This is a genomic window from Nereida ignava, assembly GCF_047114695.1.
In the GTDB taxonomy this organism is placed as follows: Bacteria; Pseudomonadota; Alphaproteobacteria; order Rhodobacterales; family Rhodobacteraceae; genus Nereida; species Nereida ignava.
In genome coordinates, this window is sequence record NZ_CP112885.1 from 442,703 (window position 1) to 462,867 (window position 20,165).

18 protein-coding genes and 2 tRNA genes are annotated in these 20,165 nt (G+C 54.5%); 9 read left to right on the forward strand and 11 right to left on the reverse strand.

Annotated elements, in window-relative coordinates:
- Positions 1-39 precede the first annotated feature (39 nt).
- The gene (locus OLX08_RS02130) at positions 40-267 is read left to right on the forward strand and encodes a sulfurtransferase TusA family protein (RefSeq protein WP_391482180.1); all 228 of its coding nucleotides are present in this window, start codon (positions 40-42) and stop codon (positions 265-267) included.
- Between the two features lie 84 nt (positions 268-351).
- Here OLX08_RS02130 and OLX08_RS02135 read toward each other — a convergent pair whose 3' ends face one another.
- The 6 genes from OLX08_RS02135 to purC all read right to left on the reverse strand — a co-directional run bounded on the left by OLX08_RS02135 (position 352) and on the right by purC (position 8,596).
- On the reverse strand, positions 352-3,177 hold the full coding sequence (locus OLX08_RS02135; protein WP_391482181.1) for an Rne/Rng family ribonuclease: 2,826 nt from the start codon (positions 3,175-3,177) through the stop codon (positions 352-354).
- A gap of 482 nt (positions 3,178-3,659) precedes the next feature.
- Positions 3,660-4,991 carry a sigma-54-dependent transcriptional regulator gene (locus OLX08_RS02140; RefSeq protein WP_391482183.1) on the reverse strand — a complete coding sequence of 444 codons (1,332 nt, stop codon included), beginning with the start codon at positions 4,989-4,991 and terminating at the stop codon, positions 3,660-3,662.
- A 30-nt stretch (positions 4,992-5,021) separates the two neighbouring features.
- A complete protein-coding gene (locus tag OLX08_RS02145; RefSeq protein WP_391482185.1) occupies positions 5,022-6,821 on the reverse strand; it encodes a sensor histidine kinase in 1,800 nt (599 codons plus the stop codon).
- 35 nt (positions 6,822-6,856) lie between these two features.
- The gene (purQ, locus tag OLX08_RS02150) at positions 6,857-7,525 is read right to left on the reverse strand and encodes a phosphoribosylformylglycinamidine synthase subunit PurQ (RefSeq protein WP_391482187.1); all 669 of its coding nucleotides are present in this window, start codon (positions 7,523-7,525) and stop codon (positions 6,857-6,859) included.
- A gap of 3 nt (positions 7,526-7,528) precedes the next feature.
- Entirely contained in the window at positions 7,529-7,759 is a 231-nt protein-coding gene (purS, locus tag OLX08_RS02155; protein WP_048597633.1) for a phosphoribosylformylglycinamidine synthase subunit PurS, read from the reverse strand.
- 75 nt (positions 7,760-7,834) lie between these two features.
- Positions 7,835-8,596: a phosphoribosylaminoimidazolesuccinocarboxamide synthase gene (purC, locus tag OLX08_RS02160; protein WP_048597634.1), complete on the reverse strand. Its 762-nt coding sequence runs from the start codon at positions 8,594-8,596 to the stop codon at positions 7,835-7,837.
- A gap of 257 nt (positions 8,597-8,853) precedes the next feature.
- Here purC and OLX08_RS02165 point away from each other — a divergent pair, with 257 nt between their 5' ends.
- The 4 genes from OLX08_RS02165 to OLX08_RS02180 all read left to right on the forward strand — a co-directional run bounded on the left by OLX08_RS02165 (position 8,854) and on the right by OLX08_RS02180 (position 13,428).
- Entirely contained in the window at positions 8,854-10,740 is a 1,887-nt protein-coding gene (locus tag OLX08_RS02165; RefSeq protein ID WP_391482188.1) for a phosphatidylglycerol lysyltransferase domain-containing protein, read from the forward strand.
- A 96-nt stretch (positions 10,741-10,836) separates the two neighbouring features.
- Positions 10,837-11,859 (forward strand): betaine--homocysteine S-methyltransferase, encoded by a 1,023-nt coding sequence (gene bmt, locus OLX08_RS02170; protein ID WP_391482190.1) that lies wholly within the window; start codon positions 10,837-10,839, stop codon positions 11,857-11,859.
- A gap of 148 nt (positions 11,860-12,007) precedes the next feature.
- Positions 12,008-12,709, forward strand: a complete 702-nt coding sequence (locus OLX08_RS02175; RefSeq protein ID WP_391482191.1) for a corrinoid protein — start codon at positions 12,008-12,010, stop codon at positions 12,707-12,709.
- Positions 12,710-12,798: 89 nt separating this feature from the next.
- Positions 12,799-13,428, forward strand: coding sequence for a DUF1638 domain-containing protein (locus OLX08_RS02180; protein ID WP_391482192.1), 630 nt, complete (start codon positions 12,799-12,801; stop codon positions 13,426-13,428).
- On the opposite strand, the gene OLX08_RS02185 is transcribed toward OLX08_RS02180, so the two are convergent.
- Positions 13,425-13,853 carry a SufE family protein gene (locus OLX08_RS02185; RefSeq protein ID WP_341245671.1) on the reverse strand — a complete coding sequence of 143 codons (429 nt, stop codon included), beginning with the start codon at positions 13,851-13,853 and terminating at the stop codon, positions 13,425-13,427. The two genes, OLX08_RS02180 and OLX08_RS02185, sit on opposite strands and share 4 nt — an antisense overlap.
- A gap of 149 nt (positions 13,854-14,002) precedes the next feature.
- On the opposite strand from OLX08_RS02185, the gene OLX08_RS02190 reads away from it, so the two are divergent.
- Positions 14,003-14,473 (forward strand): hypothetical protein, encoded by a 471-nt coding sequence (locus OLX08_RS02190; protein WP_391482194.1) that lies wholly within the window; start codon positions 14,003-14,005, stop codon positions 14,471-14,473.
- Between the two features lie 12 nt (positions 14,474-14,485).
- On the opposite strand, the gene rnd is transcribed toward OLX08_RS02190, so the two are convergent.
- From rnd to purM, 3 genes are all read right to left on the reverse strand, one after another.
- Entirely contained in the window at positions 14,486-15,652 is a 1,167-nt protein-coding gene (gene rnd / locus OLX08_RS02195; RefSeq protein WP_391482196.1) for a ribonuclease D, read from the reverse strand.
- 88 nt (positions 15,653-15,740) lie between these two features.
- Positions 15,741-16,277, reverse strand: a complete 537-nt coding sequence (gene purN, locus OLX08_RS02200; protein ID WP_391483161.1) for a phosphoribosylglycinamide formyltransferase — start codon at positions 16,275-16,277, stop codon at positions 15,741-15,743.
- Between the two features lie 65 nt (positions 16,278-16,342).
- On the reverse strand, positions 16,343-17,407 hold the full coding sequence (gene purM / locus OLX08_RS02205) for a phosphoribosylformylglycinamidine cyclo-ligase (protein WP_391482197.1): 1,065 nt from the start codon (positions 17,405-17,407) through the stop codon (positions 16,343-16,345).
- A 194-nt stretch (positions 17,408-17,601) separates the two neighbouring features.
- On the opposite strand from purM, the gene OLX08_RS02210 reads away from it, so the two are divergent.
- Positions 17,602-17,678: transfer RNA gene (locus tag OLX08_RS02210), tRNA-Ile, on the forward strand.
- A gap of 14 nt (positions 17,679-17,692) precedes the next feature.
- On the opposite strand, the gene OLX08_RS02215 is transcribed toward OLX08_RS02210, so the two are convergent.
- Complete coding sequence (locus OLX08_RS02215) at positions 17,693-19,012, reverse strand: ATP-binding protein (RefSeq protein WP_391482198.1); 1,320 nt, start codon at positions 19,010-19,012, stop codon at positions 17,693-17,695.
- Positions 19,013-19,057: 45 nt separating this feature from the next.
- Here OLX08_RS02215 and OLX08_RS02220 point away from each other — a divergent pair, with 45 nt between their 5' ends.
- Both OLX08_RS02220 and OLX08_RS02225 read left to right on the forward strand, forming a co-directional pair.
- Positions 19,058-19,966, forward strand: a complete 909-nt coding sequence (locus OLX08_RS02220) for an MBL fold metallo-hydrolase (RefSeq protein WP_391482199.1) — start codon at positions 19,058-19,060, stop codon at positions 19,964-19,966.
- Positions 19,967-20,033: 67 nt separating this feature from the next.
- Positions 20,034-20,108, forward strand: a tRNA-Asn gene (locus OLX08_RS02225).
- The last annotated feature ends 57 nt before the right edge of the window (positions 20,109-20,165 follow it).

Consider the following 20,165-nt stretch of genomic DNA (forward strand, 5'->3'; position numbering starts at 1 on the left):
ATGTGGACAAAATGTAACATCGCGGCTAGCTCATCAGCCATGGAACACGATGATACCCTTGATGCGGTTGGCCTACTTTGCCCGCTGCCTGTTTTGAAAGCGCGCAAGCGGCTTAAAAGCCTGCAAACCGGCCAGGTTCTGCGCATGGTTGCTAGTGACCCTGCGGCACAAATTGATGTGCCACATTTTTGTACCGAGGCTGGTCACACGTTTTTAGGGACCGACGAAAGCGGTGAAAACACTGCTTATTACATTCAAAAGAACTAGCCTGATCCCGAAACTTTTGCAGACAAAAAAGCCGCGCAGCTTATGCTACGCGGCTTAATTTTATGAGTGTCTTGAACCTAAGGGCTATTTGGACCCAAGGCTCCACCAGCCGCGGCGTTTGGGCTTTGGTGCAGCTTCTTCCACCACTGGCTCGGCAGCAGGTTCTGCTGCTGGCGTAGGTGTTGGTGCCGGTGTCGGCTCTGCCTTCTCAACAGGGGCTTCTACCGCTTTAGCGGCCTCTGCCTCTGCTGCTTTTTGCGCTGCAGTTTTACGTGGCTTACGAACGCGCTTAGGCTTTTCTGCAGGCGCTTCTTCAGCAGTTTCTGCTTTTGTATCAGCCGAAGCCTCAGCAGTGCTCTCTGCTTTGGTAGCCTCTGCCTCCGCCACTTCGGCCGCTTTTTGAGCCGCAGTTTTACGTGGCTTACGAACACGCTTGGGCTTTTCAGCAGGCGCGTCTGCAGCAGGCTCTACAGCCGCTTCGGATGTTTCAGGTCCAGTCTGTGTTTCCACGTCCGCAGCAGACGCAGTGTCTGCTGGCGTCTCAGTAGGCGCTTCTGAAATTTCAGCAGATTTACGACCACGACCACCACGGCTGCGGGTCCGACGCGGCTTTTCTTTCGGCTCGGCCTCATCAGAAGGCGCATCAGCATCAGAGGTTGCTGTCTCAGTCGCCTCTGCAGCTTCACCTTCGCCGTCTTCCGAGGTTTGTGCAGCTGCGTTTTCTTCTGGACGCGCCTCATCCGAATTGCCACCCCGACGGCGGCGACGGCGACGACGGCGTTTTTTGGGCTGCGCCTCACCATCTACTTCTGCCTCTGGCGCGGTGCTCGCCTCAGAAGCATCATCAGAAATCTCTGCTTCGTCTTCAGCATCGTCAATATCAGCCATAATCGAGGCATCCACAGACACAACAGCTGGTGCAATTTTCGTCACAACACGCGACGCTGTCTTGAATTTCTCAATGCTGAAATCGGGGCTTACCAAAGTTGGATCGCCCTCAATGCGCACGGACATGCCGTATCGCGCTTCAATCTGCGCGATGTGCTCGCGCTTCATATTCATCAAGAAGTTGGCAATACCAACGGGACATTTCACCAGCACTTCTTTGGTACGACCACGAACGCCCTCTTCCTCGAGTTGGCGCAAGATCGACAGACCCGTGCTGTCATCGGAACGGATCAGGCCGGTGCCATGGCATGACGCACACGGCTGCGTGGTCGCCTCAAGCATACCGGGGCGCAGACGCTGACGGGACATTTCCATCAAACCGAAGCCAGAAATGCGGCCCACTTGAATGCGCGCACGATCTGTTTTCAGTTTGTCTTTCATCCGTTTTTCAACCGCGATATTGTTGCGACGTTCGTCCATATCGATGAAATCGATAACGATAAGACCAGCAAGGTCGCGCAACCGAAGTTGACGGGCAACTTCATCAGCGGCTTCAAGGTTGGTTTTGAGCGCGGTTTGCTCAATGCTGCTTTCTTTGGTCGCGCGGCCTGAGTTTACGTCCACCGCAACAAGAGCCTCGGTCACACCGATCACGATATACCCACCCGATGGCAGCTGGACTGTCGGGTTAAACATGCCTGCCAGATAGGTCTCAACCTGATGGCGTGCGAACAGCGGAAGGCTGTCTTCGTAGCGCTTCACGTTTTTGGCGTGGCTCGGCATGATCATTTTCATGAAGTCTTTGGCCGTGCGGTAACCGCCCTCGCCCTCAACAAGCACTTCATCGATGTCGCGGTTATATAGATCGCGGATCGAACGCTTGATCAGATTGCCTTCCTCATAAATCGCGGCGGGCGCCATCGATTTCAGGGTAAGCGAGCGAATTTGCTCCCAAAGGCGCTGCAAATATTCATAGTCGCGCTTGATCTCGGATTTGGTCCGCTTGGCACCGGCCGTGCGCACGATCAGGCCAGCGCCTTCTGGTACCAGAATCTCGTTGGCAATCTCTTTGAGCTTCTTGCGATCAGGAGCGTTGGTGATCTTGCGGCTAATTCCACCGCCCCGAGCGGTATTTGGCATCAAGACGCAATAGCGACCCGCAAGCGACAAATACGTGGTCAGTGCAGCACCCTTGTTGCCGCGTTCTTCTTTTACGACCTGCACCAAAAGAATTTGGCGGACGTTCACGACTTCTTGGATTTTATAACGGCGCGGGCGAGGTTTGCGCACAGGACGCACATCTTCGCTGTCGTCTTCTTCTGCAACAGATTCGATACCATCATCTTTGGCCGTTGCATCGACTTCCGCATCATCGCTTTCGTCAGCCGCCTCAGTTTCCTCGGAAGCATCAACGGCTTCGCTGGCCTCATCTTCAGAAGCAGACGCATCATGAGCGTTGCTTTCTGCGTCGGTAGTACCTTCTGAGTCAGCCTCGGCTTGCGCAGGCGTTTCAACCTGCTCGGCCTCTGGCGTTGCTGCATCTGTAGCAGCAGCATCGGTTTCCAACGGTGCATCAGATGACACTGCATCATCGGCTTCGGTAGCTAATTCAGCCGTGACTACCGCATCATCCGACTTAACCTCAGCTGCTTTTGAGCGGCCACGGCCACCGCGCCTGCGGCCCCGTTTGGGCTTGCTCTCTTCTTCCTCTTCCTGTGCTTTCAGACTGTCTGTATATGCTTTTTCTTCAGCAATCAGCGCTTCGCGGTCAGCGACAGGGATCTGATAATAATCAGGATGAATTTCGCTGAACGCGAGGAAGCCGTGACGGTTCCCGCCGTAATCAACGAACGCCGCCTGCAAGGACGGCTCAACACGTGTTACTTTTGCGAGGTAGATGTTGCCAGCGAGCTGGCGTTTGTTTTCTGATTCAAAGTCGAATTCCTCAACTTTGTTTCCATCAACCACAACAACGCGGGTTTCTTCCGCGTGGGTGGCGTCAATAAGCATTTTCTTAGGCATTTTATCCGTTCGCACCGTCCCAAACGCCGATCGCGCCTATCAGGCGGAGACCTGAGGCGAGATGAAGTGGAAGGGATTGGGTGTCTATCTATGGCGAAACGCGGCCAATCAAGCGGGAGAGCAGATGCACGAACAGGCAAACCGTAATGGTCTGTCAACTGCTGTGCTCGGCCTTTTTGCCCGTCTCTGGCGCGCGTCATCGCGTTTCTTCTCCGACACATAACGTCGCCTCAAATCGTGGGGGACGCGGTGCCAATTATCTCACGCGGCGCTGCTTTTGGCGGCAATCGCGTGCGTTCTAGTGGGTCAATGACCCGCAATCGGTCTGTCAGGTTGGTCGCGAGATTTCTCAGGGACAGGTCAGACAGCGAAACTCATATCGCAGCACCCGAGCTGTCTGCTTTGGCCTGCGTATCAAGATATTAGGTATGAAGCGCCATAATTACAATGCTAAACCGACGCACCACCCTGCAGTTTAGGTGTCAGCCCAAATATTCAGATCTTTGCAGTCCGTATTTGGCCATTTTTTCATTCAAGGTCCGGCGCGGCAGACACAACTCATCCATTACGGACACGATGCTGCCCTTGTGGCGGCGCATGGTGTTGTCGATCAACATCCTTTCAAACGCTTCTACGTATTCCTTAAGCGGTTTTCCTTCGGTGGTCATGACTGGTGCCATTTCCTCGGCGTCGCTCATCAGAAGTGATGTGATGCTACTATTTTCACGCCGATTTTGTAGCACTGCGCGTTCAGCCACATTAATCAGCTGACGTACGTTTCCGGGCCATGGAGCTTGCAGCAGTTGTGCGGCCTCTTGCGCGCTAACTTTGGGCGCGTCACAGCCGTATTCATCCGCGTATTGTTCCGCCAAACGCGTGAAGAGCGTCAGGATGTCTTCGCCGCGTTTACGCAACGGCGGAACGGTAATACGCAAAGCCGTGAGCCTGTAAAACAAATCTGGTCGCAGCGCGTCCTCAACAGTTCGCCCCTGCTCTTGCAGGTTACAAATAGCAACGATCCGTGTCTCGGCAGGTGTGCCTTGCTCATTTATGACACTCAACAAACGGGCCTGTGCCGCGTCACTAAGCGCTTCAATATCTTCAAGCACAAGCGTGCCACCGCGCGCCTCTTCAACTGCGCAAATACGGCCATCCTCGGAGGCATCAAAAAGACGCTTCATCAACGCATCTTCATCAACACCGCCGCAACTGACCAACACGAACTTTTTCGACGCACGTGCACCAACCGCATGAAGGGCATGGGCCACAAGCGTTTTGCCCGTCCCCGTTTCACCGTCGATCAGCACATGACCGTCGGCCTGTCCCAGATCCAAAATGTCTTCTTTAAGACGCGCCATCACTGGCGATGCACCGATCAACTTTTTCATAAGCGCGCCACCATCAGACAGCTCGCGACGCAGCGCACGGTTATCAAGCGTTAAGCGCCGCGTCCGCGCAGCGCGCTTGGCTAAGTCGGACATCGTTTCAGGATTGAACGGCTTTTCAAGAAAATCAAACGCCCCGACCCGCATCGCCTCAACGGCCATGGGCACATCGCCGTGGCCCGTAATCATGATAACAGGAAGTGCACTGTCGGTGCCCATCAACCGCTTGAGAAACTGCATACCGTCCATGCCGGGCATCCGGATGTCACTGACCACAATACCGGGATAATCAGGCGCAATGCCTTTCAACGCGTCTTCCGCGCTGGCGAATGTTTCAGTCTCATATCCCGACAGTGCCAACCATTGGCTTATGGACTGACGCATGTCTTTTTCATCATCAACAATCGCGATCTTCATCGGCTTAGCCATGGGGCATCCTTATTCGGTCTGACGCGCGCTCTACTCGGCGGCGTTGCCTTTTTCGCCCTCTGCGCGGTAAATGGGAAGGACCACCTCGAAAACAGCCCCCCCATTGGCGGCATTCCGCGCGGTCAGCCGCCCGCCAAGGTCCGTGACAATCCCCGAACTAATCGCAAGTCCCAAACCAACACCATCTCCCGGCTGTTTTGTGGTGTAAAACGGCTCAAAAAGATCATCTAGGTTTTCAATTCCCTGACCGTTATCACGCACAGCCAAAAGCACCTGTTCGCCCGATGTAAGCAGAATATCCACGGCCGCGGTATCGGACGCATTTGTTGCGTCAAACGCATTACGAAGCAGATTGATGATAACTTGCTCAAGGCGCAACCGATCCCCCAGCACGATGGCGGGCGATTGGGGCAATGTCTTCGTGATACGAATTTTGCGTGCCTTGAGTTGCGGCTCCATGATGGCCAAAGCAGACGTAACCGCGTCGCGCATATCGACGGGCGCAAGACTGTCCCCTGCTTTGCGGGCATAGGATTTAAGCTGTCGCGTGATCGCGCCCATCCGCTCAATCAAATCATCGATACGCCGAAAACTGACAATCGCCTCCTCGGCGCGTTTACGTTCAAGCAATAGCTTGGCACCTGCCAGATATGTTTTCATCGCAGCCAATGGCTGGTTCAGCTCGTGACTGACTGCGGCGGACATCTCACCCAAGGCCGCCAATTTTGAGGACTGGGCCAAAGTCTGCTCTGCACTTTTTAGGTCAGCCTGCACGCGCTGACGCTCTGCGATCTCTTGCTGAAGCCGTGTGTTCAGGCTGCGCAATTCAGCCGATTCTTGCTGGAATCCACGGGCCTGAGCCACAGAGCGGCGGTTCATCAAATAAAACGCCAGCGCCAACAGCATGGCGAAACCCATAATCTCAAGGGCCAAGACGCCGTTCACTTGTTCACGAACAGAGGTGTAGCCGGTGAAACTGATCAAACGCCAACCGCGAAACGGAATACGCGCCTCTTGGCGCATCACGCCCTGCCCGCTCAACAATGCCCGCGACGCAGGCCCCCACTGGCTGGTGCTTTCAATGGCCCGTTCGATCGCAGAAGTTGCAGGCACAAGTTCAAGCGCCGATTGCTCGGATTTACCCCGCCACCGCGGCTCGGTCGATAAAATCACCTGCCCCGTACTGTCTGCCAAAAACACCGCGTCAAAAATCCCAGCCCATGAACGTTCGAATTTACTGAGATCAACCTCAACCGAGATCACGCCAAGCCGCTCACTGCCGACAGTCACACTGCGGGTATAGCGAAATTCAAACCCAACACCGTCTTGGGGCGTAACAGTAAAGACCGTCTCGGTTGACCGCAGGGCATCCACAAAATACGGCTCGGACCGGTGGTTTGAGCCAAGTTTAACCCGTTCTGTCGTCGCAACAGTGCGGCCTTCACGGTCCAAAAGGCTGAGGGACGCCGCACCGATTTCATCCACGAACGACAACAGCCGCTGCGTTGTCTGCGTGTAATCCGCCGAATTAAGCGCCGAAATAAGCGTGGGATCGCGCGCCAAAAGCTGTGGCACGATCGAATTTCGCTGCAGTTCTGACAGGATATTCGCAGAGTAAAGCGCCAGCCGAAGTTCCGCACGGTTGCGCGTGGTTTCGGTAAACCGTTGTGTCAGCGTAACATTGGTAAACCAAATCGTAACGCCCGCAAAAACAAACAGCGCAAACAACAACAGCCGCACACGCCACCCAACAGAGCCAGCCGCAGCCGCCACACGGGCAGCCGCAATACCGCGCTGCGGTCTAATTTCAGGGGTCGGAGTACTTACCATGACCGCAACTTACCAAAGCCACGGGCCCTGCCAAGTCATGCAGCGACTGTGGCCTCAACTAACGCGCGGAACATCGCCTGTCCGTCTGTGCCACCATGCAATGCATCAATGGCCCGCTCAGGATGCGGCATCATACCCAGAACACGGCGATTTTCAGACAGAACGCCCGCGATATTATCAACACTGCCGTTCAGGGGCGCACTGTAGCGAAACGCGACGCGATCTTCATCAACCAGACGCGCCGCAAGCGATGCATCCGCCACGTAGTTGCCGTCATGATGAGCCACTGGGATGCGCAATGTATCACCTGCACGGTAGCCGCTCGTGAATGCTGAATTTTCAGTTTCTACTGTTAAATCAATGGTTTTCGACACGAACTTAAGGCCCGAGTTACGCATCAACGCGCCCGGAAGCAAACCCGTTTCAGTAAGCACTTGAAAACCGTTGCATACGCCCAAAACGTAACCACCGGCTTCTGCGTGGCGGACCACTGCTTGGCAAATGGGCGACTGCGCTGCGATGGCACCGCACCGCAGATAGTCACCGAACGAGAAACCACCCGGCACAGCAACCAGATCAACCCCTTCGGGCAAATCGGCGTCTTTGTGCCAAACCATGTGAACATCGGCGCCCGCCTGCTCAAGCGCGACTTTCATGTCGCGGTCACAGTTAGACCCGGGGAAAACAATGACAGCAGCGCGCATGACTTACAGAACCTCGATGGTGTAGGATTCGATAACCGTGTTCGCCAACAGCTTTTCACACATCTGACCGATTGTTGCCTCGTCTGTACCATCCGCCAGATCCAGCTCAATCACTTTGCCCTGACGTACACCGTCGACACCCGCAAAACCAATCGCTCCAAGCGCATGCTTTACGGCCTCGCCCTGTGGGTCAAGAACGCCGTTTTTCAACATAACATGAACACGTGCTTTCATTTTCGAGGTCTCTTTTCTTGTAAATCAGGTTCTTGAGTTTGACAGGGCCACCAAGGGCCCCGCTTGAATAGCAGATCAGTTTACCAATGTTGGCTTTGACGCAGGGCTTACGTTTGCTGGCAACACACCAAGGCGACGGGCCACTTCGGTATAGGCGTCAGCCAAGTTACCAAGGTCACGACGGAAAACGTCCTTATCGAGCTTTTGACCCGTCTTTTGATCCCACAAACGACAGCTATCAGGGCTGATCTCATCGGCGACCACAAGACGTTGGAATTCATTATCCCAAACGCGGCCAATCTCGATTTTGAAGTCCACAAGCGTGATACCAACGCCGTGCATCAGACCGGACATAAAGTCGTTCACGCGCAAGGCCAAAGCGACCATATCGTCTAAATCTTGCTGGCTTGCCCAGCCAAAAGCGATGATGTGCTCTTCAGCCACAAGGGGGTCACCAAGCGAGTCGTCTTTGTAGCAAAACTCAATGATCGGGCGCGGCAGTGTCGCCCCCTCTTCCAGACCAAGACGCTTGCAAATTGATCCCGCAGCACGGTTGCGCACAATCACTTCGAGCGGGATAATCTCGCACTGGCGAATAAGCTGTTCACGCATGTTAAGGCGTTTCAAAAAGTGCGTTGGCACACCGATACTGGCAAGGCCTACCATGAAGTATTCGGACAGGCGGTTATTCAACACGCCCTTCCCTTCAATCACGTCTTTCTTCTCGGCATTGAACGCAGTTGCGTCGTCTTTGAAGTACTGCACAAATGTGCCCGGCTCGGGGCCTTCATACAGAATTTTGGCTTTGCCTTCGTAGATCAGTTTGCGACGCGCCATCGTGCGGGGTCTCCGTTCCGATCGGGTCTTTTGGGACATCATCGCCCATACCCCGATATTTGCGATCCTCATACGCCAACTGCTGCGTCCTCGCAAGCACCACGAAACATAGCCAAATGGCAAACGGGACAATTTGAGGCATTTTATCTTCTGGGCGATTGAAGTCTTTATCATGTTGTTTAGACAAGACGCCCTAAGGTCGGCCGGATGCAGCCGGCAACGGTTGCGCCTGTGGCCGAAATACTTTGGAGAAATATGTGAGCACCACCCTGCCCAACACCCAACCAGCGCCGCGACGCTGGCGGCTGCAAGACATTGCCCGTCGAACTGCGCCGCTCGGGGTTACAGGGCTTTGTATCTGGTGGATCAGTCAATCTGCGGGCCTTCCCACATGGGATGAACTTACGCGGGCCTTTTCAGAAATCGGCCTGTTCAATTGGATTATTGCGTACGGTTTCACTGCCCTAAGTCTGTCCGCGGTGGCGGGCTATGATGCGGTCTGGCACCGAGTTTTGCGCACGGGTATTAGCCGGCAACTTGCGCGGCGAAGCGGCTTCATGGCTGTTGCACTTGGTCAAGCGTTGGGCGCAAGCGCGTTCATCGGTGCGTTCATACGTTGGCAAGTCGTGGGGCCAATGACAGTGCGCACAACGGGCATGCTAACGGCATGCGTCGCGCTTAGCTTCATTATGATGTGGGGCATTCTAACCGCGCTTGCCTCTGCTATTTTTGCACACAACGCATATGTTTTAGTTGCAGGATTAGGTGCTATTGCCGTTATGGCAGGTGCTTGGGCGCTTTGGCGGATGGACGTCATTCCAGCACGGTTAACCGATAAGCTATCTGACTTAGCTGTGCCCCAAAACAGTGACTGGGCATGGTTGATGATCTGCGCAGCGGTTGACACCCTCGCGGCGGCGGCCGCTTTGTGGGTGCTTTTGCCAGACAGCGTTACGATAGGGCTTTGGCACCTATACCCGATCTACATGGCCGCACTTGGCGCTGCACTTTTGTCAAACACCCCATCGGGTTTGGGGCCGTTTGACCTTGCTATCTTGGCTGCTTTTGCGACTACCAATGCGCCAGAAGTCATGATCAGTCTTATCGCATTCCGCGTGGTTTATTACGCAACCCCAGCCATGATCGCCGCCGTGCTATTCGGAATTATTAAGGGCTTTGCACCCGCCAACAGCTTTTACGCCGAGCGTCCTAACAACGATGCCGTGCACGCGGCCCATGCTGCAGCACGCAGCGAAAGCCTGTTGATGCGCCACCCTGAAAGCGAAGCCGTCTATACAGCAGCGAACCACCGCCCCAAATGGCTGGTGCGCCGTCTTACATCCGCGTTGGTCGCTCTGTTTGATCCCCTGTCAGGTCCAGCACGGCCCATCGACTTTGAGGCGCTGCACAAAGCGGCCCTGCAAACGGGCCACCATGCAGTAATTTACAAGTGTAACGCGCAGACCGCACAGCGGGCACGCAACAACGGGTGGCAAGTCCTGCACATGTCCGATGATGCGGTTGTCGACACACGCACGCCGTTCAACACAGCTGGGTCAAATTTCCGTCAATTGCGCCGCAAGCTGAAGTCCGCCACCCAAGAAAACGTAGTCATTACTAAATTAGGTTCTGCCCTGCCTGCCGCGCAAATGGAGGCGCTTAACGCAGCATGGGTCGCTCAAAATGCCCGCGAATACGGCTTTTCTATGGGAACCTTTTGCACCGAATGGATGGCGGAGCAAATCGTGTTTCTGGCCCATCAAAACGATAAACTCGTGGGATTCATCAGCTTTCACGCAGGTGATATTGATCCAGAGAATGGCAAAAGCCGTAATTGGACCCTCGATCTTCTTCGAGCACATCCAAACGCACCAACCGGTACGGCCCATGCGATGATCACCCAAGCGCTGCGCGATGCACATGACAGCGGTGTTTATGCAGTTTCACTTGCCTCTGCGCCCCCTCCGAAGGCCGAGCAAACATGGCTACACCGCGTCCTGAGACCTTTAAAAAACCAAGGCTTGCGCCAATTCAAATCATGCTTTGGCCCTGCGTGGAAACCGCTTTATCTATGCGCGCCATCCAGACGTGCGCTCGCTATAGGTGGGGCCGAAGTTTTGCGCGCCATTCGGTCTGCCAGTTAAAATGCGCTCCTCATAATCAACATGAGAATTATGAACTTCATTAAAATAGGGTAACGTGGCACTAGCAGGATACACCCAGTCACGAGGCGCACCCTGATGAGCAATCCCTTAACAACCCTTCTTCAAAATCGCGATTGGCTGCTTGCCGATGGCGCAACGGGAACGAACCTTTTCAACATGGGGCTCAGCGCTGGTGATCCGCCAGAACTGTGGAACGTCGATCACCCCTACCGTATCAGAGCGCTCTATGCCGGTGCGGTTGACGCAGGCAGCGATCTATTTTTGACCAATACTTTCGGCGGCAATGCCAGCCGGCTCAAATTGCACAACGCCCAATCACGGGTGTTCGAGGTCAATAAACTCGGCGCTGAGCTTGGTCGTGAGATCGCTGACAAAGTGACGGATCGCAAAGTCATCGTAGCTGGCTCAGTCGGCCCTACCGGCGACATCATGGCCCCTATGGGCACGTTGACCTTCGACTTGGCTGTGGAGATGTTTCACGAGCAAGCGGAAGGGCTGAAAGCCGGCGGCGCAGACGTCGCGTGGGTCGAAACCATTAGTGCATTTGAAGAATTTGCCGCGGCCTCAAAAGCCTTTGCTTTGGCGGATCTGCCGTGGTGCGGCACGATGAGCTTTGACACCGCAGGTCGCACAATGATGGGCATCACGACTAAAGAGATGGTCCGCAAAACCCTTAAGCTTGAAAACCCGCCTGTTGCCTTCGGGGCAAACTGCGGCGTGGGGGGGTCGGATTTGTTGCGCACAGTTCAAGGTTTGGCGGCAGAACATCCCCAGCATCCTCTTATCGCCAAAGGCAACGCAGGTATTCCAAAGTATCACGACGGGCATATCCATTATGACGGCACGCCTCAACTCATGGCCGATTACGCCTGTCTTGCGCGCGATAGCGGCGCCAAGATTATTGGCGGATGTTGCGGCACAACGCCTGAGCATCTCAAAGCAATGCGGACCGCCCTTGAAGAACGCCCTCGCAACGATGCGCCCAGCCATGAGGTAATCGCCGCGGCATTGGGCGGGTTCTCATCGGCCTCCGACGGCACAGACGGCAACGCGCCCAAAGCACGCAGCACAAAGCGCCGCAGACGCCCCGCCGCATAGCGCAAAATCGACCATAGATGACAATCGGTCGCACCGGATGCAACTCATGTCGTAATTGTGCCAACGGTTTTTGAAAGCTTGTTGGAATACTAATAAAAAATTCCCGCTGCGCTTTTTTCGTTTTGCGCCTCAACAAAGGATCACGCGGATGTCCGAAGAAGACGATATCATCCTGTCAGACTTGAATGACGAAGACCTTGTCGCACAAATGTTCGACGATCTTTACGACGGCCTCAAAGAAGAGATCGAGGAATCCGTCAACATTTTGTTGTCACGCGATTGGCCACCCTACCGCATCCTGACCGAAGCCCTCGTGGGCGGAATGACGATTGTCGGACATGACTTCCGCGATGGCATTTTGTTTGTACCCGAAGTATTGCTGGCCGCGAACGCGATGAAGGGCGGCATGGCCATTCTGAAACCGCTTCTTGCTGAAACAGGAGCGCCGCGAGTGGGTAAAATGGTCATTGGCACTGTGAAAGGCGATATTCACGACATCGGCAAAAACCTTGTATCCATGATGATGGAAGGTGCGGGCTTTGAAGTGGTCGACATTGGTATCAACAACGCGGTCGAAAGTTATCTTGAGGCGCTTGAGACCGAACAACCGGATATCCTTGGGATGTCGGCCCTGCTGACCACCACGATGCCTTACATGAAGGTTGTTATCGATACGATGGTCGAAAAAGGCATTCGCGACGATTACACAGTTCTGGTTGGCGGTGCGCCGCTTAACGAAGAATTTGGCCGGGCTATCGGAGCAGACGCATATTGCCGTGATGCGGCCGTTGCCGTTGAGACCGCGAAAACATTCATGGCGCGTAAACACAACCAAATGGCGGCCGGTTAAGCCAGCCTTTAGGAATTGGATATTTTTGAACAAAAGAAGCCCTGCTCGGATTATTCGGGTGGGGCTTTTCGTTTCAGGGAGCGGCAATAATGGATGACGCAACTTTGCGCGATCACGGAGTTGAGCCAACTGGTGAGGCCCGAATTTTATTGTTGGCTTGTGGTGCCCTTGCTCGTGAGATTTTGGATATTCTCAATACCGCCGGTTGGGCGCACATGGACCTGAAGTGCCTGCCCGCAATTTTGCACAACTCGCCAGCCGATATTCCAGACGCCGTCCGCAAGGCTGTTGAACAGCACCAAAATGCCTATGAAAAGATCTATGTGGTTTACGCTGACTGCGGCACGGGGGGCTTACTGCAACAAACCTGCGACACACTTGGGGTCGAGATGATCACCGGCCCGCATTGTTACAGCTTTTTTGAGGGCAACGCTGTATTTGAAGCGCGCGGGGAGATGACGTGTTTTTACCTTACAGACTTTTTGGTACGTCAGTTTGATGCTTTCGTCATCCAGCCTCTTGGCCTTGATCGTCATCCTGAATTGCGGGACATGTATTTTGGGCACTACACAACGATGGTCTATCAAGCGCAGACTGATGATGCAGAGTTGACTGCCAAAGCAAAAGACTGCGCCGCCCGCCTTGGCCTTGATTTTGAGCGCCGTTTCACAGGCTACGGCGATTTGCAGCGGGCAATCACGTCATGGGCGCAGGCTTAGCCCGCAGCCGCCTCTGCAGACACCAGCCGTATCCGTTCGACCATCGCGCGCACACCATTTGACCGCTGCGCAGACAGGTGATCGTTCAAGCCAAGACGCCCCAACTCAGAAAGTGCATCGACCTTACCAACATCCGCAACCGTGCGCCCCGCATAAAGTGTGTGCAGCACCGCAATCAGGCCTTTGACGATCATCGCATCACTATCGCCCTCAAACTCGAACGCCGCATCTGGGCCAGTGCCTTGGATCATGGGGCGCAACCATACCTGGCTTGCGCACCCATCAACTTTTGTCGCGTCGACCTGAAATGCAGGGTCCAGAGGCGGCAGACTTTTCCCCATATCAATAACGTGGCGGTACCGGTCTTCCCAATCATCCAGAAATTCAAACGTTTCCGCCAATTCTTCAAATTCTTGTTCTGCCATGACCGGTTCCTTTGCTTCTCTTGAAGAGGAGGTAAGTCGCAGCCCCGCCTCCGTCTAGGGGCAATCAAGCTTTTCGCAGGGTTTTCAAACCCGAACTGATCAGATAGCAAATAAAGGCGCATTTTCGCGCCGCAACGTATAGGGTTTTCATGCGCCGCATCATTAAATCTGCCGTGTTCGTTACTGCCGCTGTCAGCTTAACCGCTTGTGGAAGCATTCGGGAAAGCCGCGTGAACCCGATGAATTGGTTTAACTACGAACGGCAAGAAGAACGGCTGACACCCGCAGGTGCGTTGGAAACCGCACAAGACATCCGCCCCCTTATTTCGCAAGTTGCTGATATGCGGATTGAACGCGCGCCCGGCGGTGCCATTGTGCGCGCTACCGGCCTGCCCCAGACCCAAGGTTTTCACACTGCTGAGTTGATCGAGGTTGAGACCGAGACGCGAGGCTTGCTTGCGTTTGAGTTTAAAGTTGTGCCGCCTCGCCCCGGTGCACCCGTTGGCAGCGGGCCATCACGGGAAATCACTGTGGGTACTTTTGTGTCTGACATTGCCCTGCAAGGCATCACGGCGATTGAGGTACGTGGCCAAGACAACGCCCGCCGCACCCGTCGCTAAAGAATTAGCCGCTTAGACAGCGTCAAGCTCAATCGTGACAACTTTGTCGCCTTGGGTTGCAAGCGCCACTTTGCCTTCGCTCAAGCGCAGGGCGTCTTGACCAAATACCTCGGCGCGCCATCCGCGCAATGATGGCAAATCACGCTCACCCGCCGCGATTGCATCAAGCTCCGCTGCGTTGGCAACAAGCTTTTGCGCAACTCCAGCAGTGTCGCATTTCGCCTTTAACAGCACGCGAAGCAGATCCGCCAGCGCAGGGTTCACTTGGATGTTCGAATTCGCCTTGGCAATCTTGGGCGCTTTATCCGCTGGCATCGCGATGCCTTTTGCAACAGCGGCCAGAATACCATCAGCAATGTCACCACGGCGCGCATCGCGTTGCAGCAAACGTGCGCCATTCAGCTCTTTGTGCGAGGTCGGTTTTAAGGAGGCCATCTCGAGCAGCGCGTCGTCTTTCATGATGCGGTTGCGCGGCACATTTTTACTTTGCGCATATCCTTCACGAAACTCTGCAAGAGTTTGAACCAACGCCATAAAGCGGCCTGATTGCGTGCGCGTTTTGATACGCGTCCATGCGTTTTGCGGCTCAATAATATATGTTTCAGGAGATGTAAGAACTTCAAGTTCTTCCTCTACCCACTTGGTTCTGCTGGATTTTTCAATCTCAACTTTAAGAAACTCATAGATATCGCGCAAATGGGTAACATCAGCGAGTGCGTAGGTTTTCTGCGCATCACTTAAAGGTCTGCGCGACCAATCCGTAAACCGTGACGACTTATCAAGCGCTTGACGTGCGATTTTGCGGACAAGCGTCTCGTAGCCCACCTGCTCACCAAAACCGCAAACCATTGCCGCCACTTGTGTATCAAAAAGTGGCTCTGGGAAAACTTTGGCATCCACAAAGAAAATCTCAAGGTCTTGTCGGGCGGCGTGAAACACTTTGACGACAGAGGTGTCACGGAACAAATCATAAAGCGGCTCAAGCGACAAATCATCCACCAGCGGATCAATCAGCACGGCGTCCGCACCATTCTCACCGCGATAGGCCATCTGGATCAGGCACAGCTTTGAGTAATACGTGCGTTCGCGCAAAAACTCGGTGTCGATTGTAACGTAGTCACACTCGCGTGCGCTGGCACAAAATTCGGATAAAGCTTTGGTAGTGGTCAATGTGCGCATGTGCGGCCGTTCTTTAGTTGTCGGGGACGTCCCGAAGTTCATCTTGTGTAGCCATTTCCGGCCACATCTCCAAGCCGATTTTAATGTCTTAATTCTGTATTATGCTTTCGCACGCGATCCGTAACGCTTTGGGATAAAGCAGATGCTCTTGCACCAACACTTTGGCCGCAAGGCTTTCTGGCGTATCATCTGCTGCAATCCGCACGGTCGCTTGGCCAATGATCGGCCCATCATCAAGGGCGGCGGTGACGTGATGCACAGTGCATCCGTGCAGATCATCGCCCGCCTCAATGGCGCGGGCATGGGTATGAAGACCTTTGTATTTTGGCAAAAGCGATGGGTGGATATTAAGAATACGCCCCTCCCACTTTGCCACAAACTCAGCGCTTAGAATGCGCATAAAGCCCGCCAAGCAAATTAGATCAGGAGCCGCATCAAGCAGCGCCCCATGCAGCGCATCCTCAAATTCTGAACGGCTGTCGAAAGCTTTGTGATCGATACACTGTGCTGAGACACCGTTCGCGCGCGCCTTTGCCAGCCCGCCTGCATCGGGGCGGTTAGCGATTACGATCACTGGTGTTGCAAGATGATCATCACGCCCCATGTCATCGAGCAGGGTCATCATGTTTGAGCCCCCGCCAGAGATCAAAATCGCCACGCGCAGGCGGTCTACATCCCCTTCAGCTTTGCTCACGCGATGGCGCCGGAGTAGTGAACCTGACCATCGCCTTCGGTAACTTGACCAAGGGGCACAACAATCTCGCCGTGCTCGGCCAGAATACGTACCGCGTCTGCCACATCGGCCTCGCGCACAACGGCCACCATGCCAATGCCGGAGTTAAATGTTTTCAACAACTCAGCTGCATGCATCTGACCTTCTTGGGCAAGCCATTTGAAAACCGGTGGCAGGTCCCACGCATCAAGATCAACTTGCGCGGCACAGCCTTCTGGCAGAACGCGGGGCAAGTTCTCGGTAAGTCCGCCGCCAGTGATATGGGCAAGACCTTGAATTTTACCGGCTTTGAAGGCCGCCAAAGTGCTTTGCACATAAAGCCGCGTTGGTGTCAAAAGCGCAGCACCAAGAGTCTGGCTTGCGTCCCAAGGACATACATCGTCCCAACCAAGACCTGATACTTCGACGATTTTGCGCACAAGCGAGAAGCCATTTGAATGCACACCGTCACTGGCAAGACCCAGCAGAATATCACCCGGTTGGATATCAGCAGGCAAGCTAACGCCGCGCTCCATCGCGCCAACAGCAAAACCCGCAAGGTCAAAATCACCGCCCTCATACATGCCGGGCATTTCGGCAGTTTCACCACCGATCAAGGCACATCCGCTGGCCTTACAGCCGGCTGCAATCCCCTCGATGATGCGCGCAGCGCTATCAAGCTCAAGCTTGCCTGTTGCGAAGTAGTCCAAAAAGAAAAGCGGCTCTGCGCCTTGGCAAATCAAATCGTTCACGCACATCGCCACCAGATCAATGCCAACACCGTCAACGTTGCCTGTATCAATCGCAATCCGCAGTTTCGTGCCAACACCGTCTGTCGCCGCAACCAAAATTGGATCGCTATAACCCGCCGCCTTAAGGTCAAACAGCCCACCAAAACCGCCCAAGCCAGCCATCACACCAGCACGGTTGGTAGACTTCGCTGCGGGCTTGATCCGTTCGACCAAAGCGTTGCCTGCGTCGATATCAACGCCAGCGTCAGCATAGCTCAATGATTGCGGGGATGTGGGGGTGTCATTGGACATATGCGCGCTCCGGACAATGATGTTGCCGCCACGTAGCAGGTCCGCGCGAAGGGGTCAAAGGGAGATGGGGTTTAAGCCGCGTTCGCGGTGCATAACGCCTGAAATCTGAACTGTAGTTTGCACCAAACTGGAGCACAAAAACCAATCATGCCACCTTGACCCTATTGAATGCCAAGGATAGCACAATGACGCGTGGGCCTGTAGCTCAGCTGGTTAGAGCAGGCCGCTCATAACGGCTTGGTCGCGGGTTCAAGTCCTGCCGGGCCTACCACACACGCCGCTTCATTAGTCAGGTGCGGGACGTGACAACACCACATCAACACGCAAACCCCCAAGCGCATCGCTGACACCAAGGCGCAAAGACCCGCCGTGGCTGCGTACGATATCATTGGCAATTGCCAAACCAAGCCCGACACCCGCGACTTTGTTCTGATTACGACCCCCTTCAAGCCGCGTGAACGGGCGCAATGCAGTGTCATAAAACTCAGGATCAATACCAGGACCATCATCTTCAATGGTGATGCACACGCTTCGCTCGCTCACCGCAAGTGACACCCCAACACGGGTGCCATATTTTGCACCATTCGAGATGAGGTTATCCAGCAACCGGCCGATTGCCATAGGGCGCAAGGGCATCGACACCTTAGAAATTGCGCCTACCGCTGTGACGTCAAACCCTGCACGCTGACTTTGTTGAATTGTATCCGAAATCAGCTGACCCAGATCGGCCATTTCTGTTTCTTCCGTGCCTTCATCACGCGCGAAATTCAAAAACGCATCAAGCATCTGCTGCATGGCGTCCACATCACCCTCTAGCTCGCTGGTGTCTTCGTCGATCAGCGACAGCCCAAGCCGCATGCGGGTCAGCGGCGTGCGCAGGTCATGACTGATCCCCGACAACATCAGGCGCCGCTGCTGCGCTTGCCGTTCAATCCGTGCACGCATATCCAAAAAGGCCGTCCCCGCTGCGCGCATTTCCGTGGACCCCGTGGGCGTCAGAGACACCACCTGCCCTCGCCCGAAGGCAGCTGCCGCAACCGCCAGCCGCTTTACCGGCCGCAATTGGTTGCGCAAAAACATATACGAAATGACGAGCATCACCGCACCGATGGCGACCATCCAAACAAAAAGCTGATGTGGGTTTTTAGGTGACAGACGGCGGCGATCAAGCGTTACAGTAAATAGCCCGTGGTCCGTCGAAAGCGTGACCCCGACAAGCGAGGGCTCAAGTGCCAAGTTAATACCCGAAAGCTTTGGCACCTCATCATTCAAAACCCGCGCGATCGTGATGCCCGAAATATCGCTCCACCCTTTGATGACGCCATCAATGGGATCAGCGATTAGCTCCATATCCAAAGCACGCGCGATGCGACCTGCTTCAACCGCAGCAGTCTCAGCACCCGCCGCGTTGTTAATTTGCGATGTCAGATAGCGCAACTCAATGGCCAGAACGCGGCTCATCTGTTCTGTCACACCATCAAAATGACGCTGAGCAAATGCCACGGCCACCACGATTTGCAGCACAGCAACCGGAAGGATTAGGATCAGCGCGGCCCGGCCATAAAGCGAGCGCGGCATATATCGTTTGAGCCACGGGAAAATCATGCCCTATATCTACCCCTAGCGCCCCCCAGATGGAAAGCACCGAAAATGTCATTGCCCTACGGCCAGCCCATTGAGGTGGCTCAAAACATCAAACGGATCACCTGCAATAACCCCTCGCCGCTCACTGGCGCGGGGACCAATAGCTTTCTTATTGGCACATCGGACCTTGCGCTGGTGGACCCCGGCCCGCTTGATGACGCCCACTGTCAAGCCATCATGGACGCTCTCGAAAAAGATCAGCGTATCTCGCATATTTTTGTGACCCATAGCCACCTTGACCACAGCCCTCTTGCCGCCCGCGTTGCCTCAATCACGGGCGCAAAAGTACACGCCTTTGGAGACAGCACCACAGGCCGGAGCAGTGTCATGAGCGCCCTCGCCCAGACAGACACCCTAAAAAGAGGCGAAGGTGTGGATCATCAATTTACACCGGATGTTCGCTTAAATGAGGGCCAAGTAATCGAACATGCGGGCTGGCGCATCACTGCGCATCATACACCCGGCCATTTCGCCAATCACATGAGCTTCGCTGTGGGGGATGTTGAGCTTTGCGGTGATTTGATCATGGCATGGGCAACATCGCTGGTGGCGCCGCCCGATGGGGACCTGACGCAGTTCATTACCTCATGTGAACAAACAAGAACGCGCGCAGCGCGTAGACTGCTACCTGCGCACGGAGAAGCCATCGCAGACCCCCAAAAACGGATTGAATGGCTCATCAGCCACCGCATGGAACGCACAAAACAGATCATCAGAACGTTGGAAGCAGGGCCACAGACGCCAAAAGATCTGACACAGCAGATATACAGTGACATCAACCCCAATCTTTGGCCCGCTGCCGAGCAAAACGTACTGGCCCATCTCATTGATCTTATGACTAAAAAACGCGTTTCACACGAAGGAATCCTTTCTATTCAAGGCAAATTCCGACTGCTCGAAAAAATTCCTTCTTAAATTTGTTATTTTTGCCAAAATGCCTCTGGACGCGCCCAAACACCATTGCTATAGCCCTCTCGAGTGTTCCGACGTAGCTCAGCGGTAGAGCAGTTGACTGTTAATCAATTGGTCGTAGGTTCGATCCCTACCGTCGGAGCCATTTTTACTAAAATGGTTGTTGTGAGACGCATATCTGCATGGTGCGCTGATTAACGTG

Excerpts from the sequence above, each read along its gene's own strand:
- OLX08_RS02145 (WP_391482185.1), bottom strand. The coding sequence starts at position 6,821 with ATGGTAAGTACTCCGACCCCTGAAATTAGACCGCAGCGCGGTATTGCG.
- bmt (WP_391482190.1), top strand. The coding sequence starts at position 10,837 with ATGAGCAATCCCTTAACAACCCTTCTTCAAAATCGCGATTGGCTGCTT.
- OLX08_RS02135 (WP_391482181.1), bottom strand. The coding sequence starts at position 3,177 with ATGCCTAAGAAAATGCTTATTGACGCCACCCACGCGGAAGAAACCCGC.
- OLX08_RS02185 (WP_341245671.1), bottom strand. The coding sequence starts at position 13,853 with ATGGCAGAACAAGAATTTGAAGAATTGGCGGAAACGTTTGAATTTCTG.
- purC (WP_048597634.1), bottom strand. The coding sequence starts at position 8,596 with ATGGCGCGTCGCAAACTGATCTACGAAGGCAAAGCCAAAATTCTGTAT.
- OLX08_RS02215 (WP_391482198.1), bottom strand. The coding sequence starts at position 19,012 with ATGATTTTCCCGTGGCTCAAACGATATATGCCGCGCTCGCTTTATGGC.
- purM (WP_391482197.1), bottom strand. The coding sequence starts at position 17,407 with ATGTCCAATGACACCCCCACATCCCCGCAATCATTGAGCTATGCTGAC.
- purS (WP_048597633.1), bottom strand. The coding sequence starts at position 7,759 with ATGAAAGCACGTGTTCATGTTATGTTGAAAAACGGCGTTCTTGACCCA.
- OLX08_RS02175 (WP_391482191.1), top strand. The coding sequence starts at position 12,008 with ATGTCCGAAGAAGACGATATCATCCTGTCAGACTTGAATGACGAAGAC.
- OLX08_RS02190 (WP_391482194.1), top strand. The coding sequence starts at position 14,003 with ATGCGCCGCATCATTAAATCTGCCGTGTTCGTTACTGCCGCTGTCAGC.
- OLX08_RS02180 (WP_391482192.1), top strand. The coding sequence starts at position 12,799 with ATGGATGACGCAACTTTGCGCGATCACGGAGTTGAGCCAACTGGTGAG.
- OLX08_RS02130 (WP_391482180.1), top strand. The coding sequence starts at position 40 with ATGGAACACGATGATACCCTTGATGCGGTTGGCCTACTTTGCCCGCTG.
- OLX08_RS02220 (WP_391482199.1), top strand. The coding sequence starts at position 19,058 with ATGTCATTGCCCTACGGCCAGCCCATTGAGGTGGCTCAAAACATCAAA.
- purQ (WP_391482187.1), bottom strand. The coding sequence starts at position 7,525 with ATGCGCGCTGCTGTCATTGTTTTCCCCGGGTCTAACTGTGACCGCGAC.
- purN (WP_391483161.1), bottom strand. The coding sequence starts at position 16,277 with ATGATGACCCTGCTCGATGACATGGGGCGTGATGATCATCTTGCAACA.
- OLX08_RS02140 (WP_391482183.1), bottom strand. The coding sequence starts at position 4,991 with ATGGCTAAGCCGATGAAGATCGCGATTGTTGATGATGAAAAAGACATG.
- rnd (WP_391482196.1), bottom strand. The coding sequence starts at position 15,652 with ATGCGCACATTGACCACTACCAAAGCTTTATCCGAATTTTGTGCCAGC.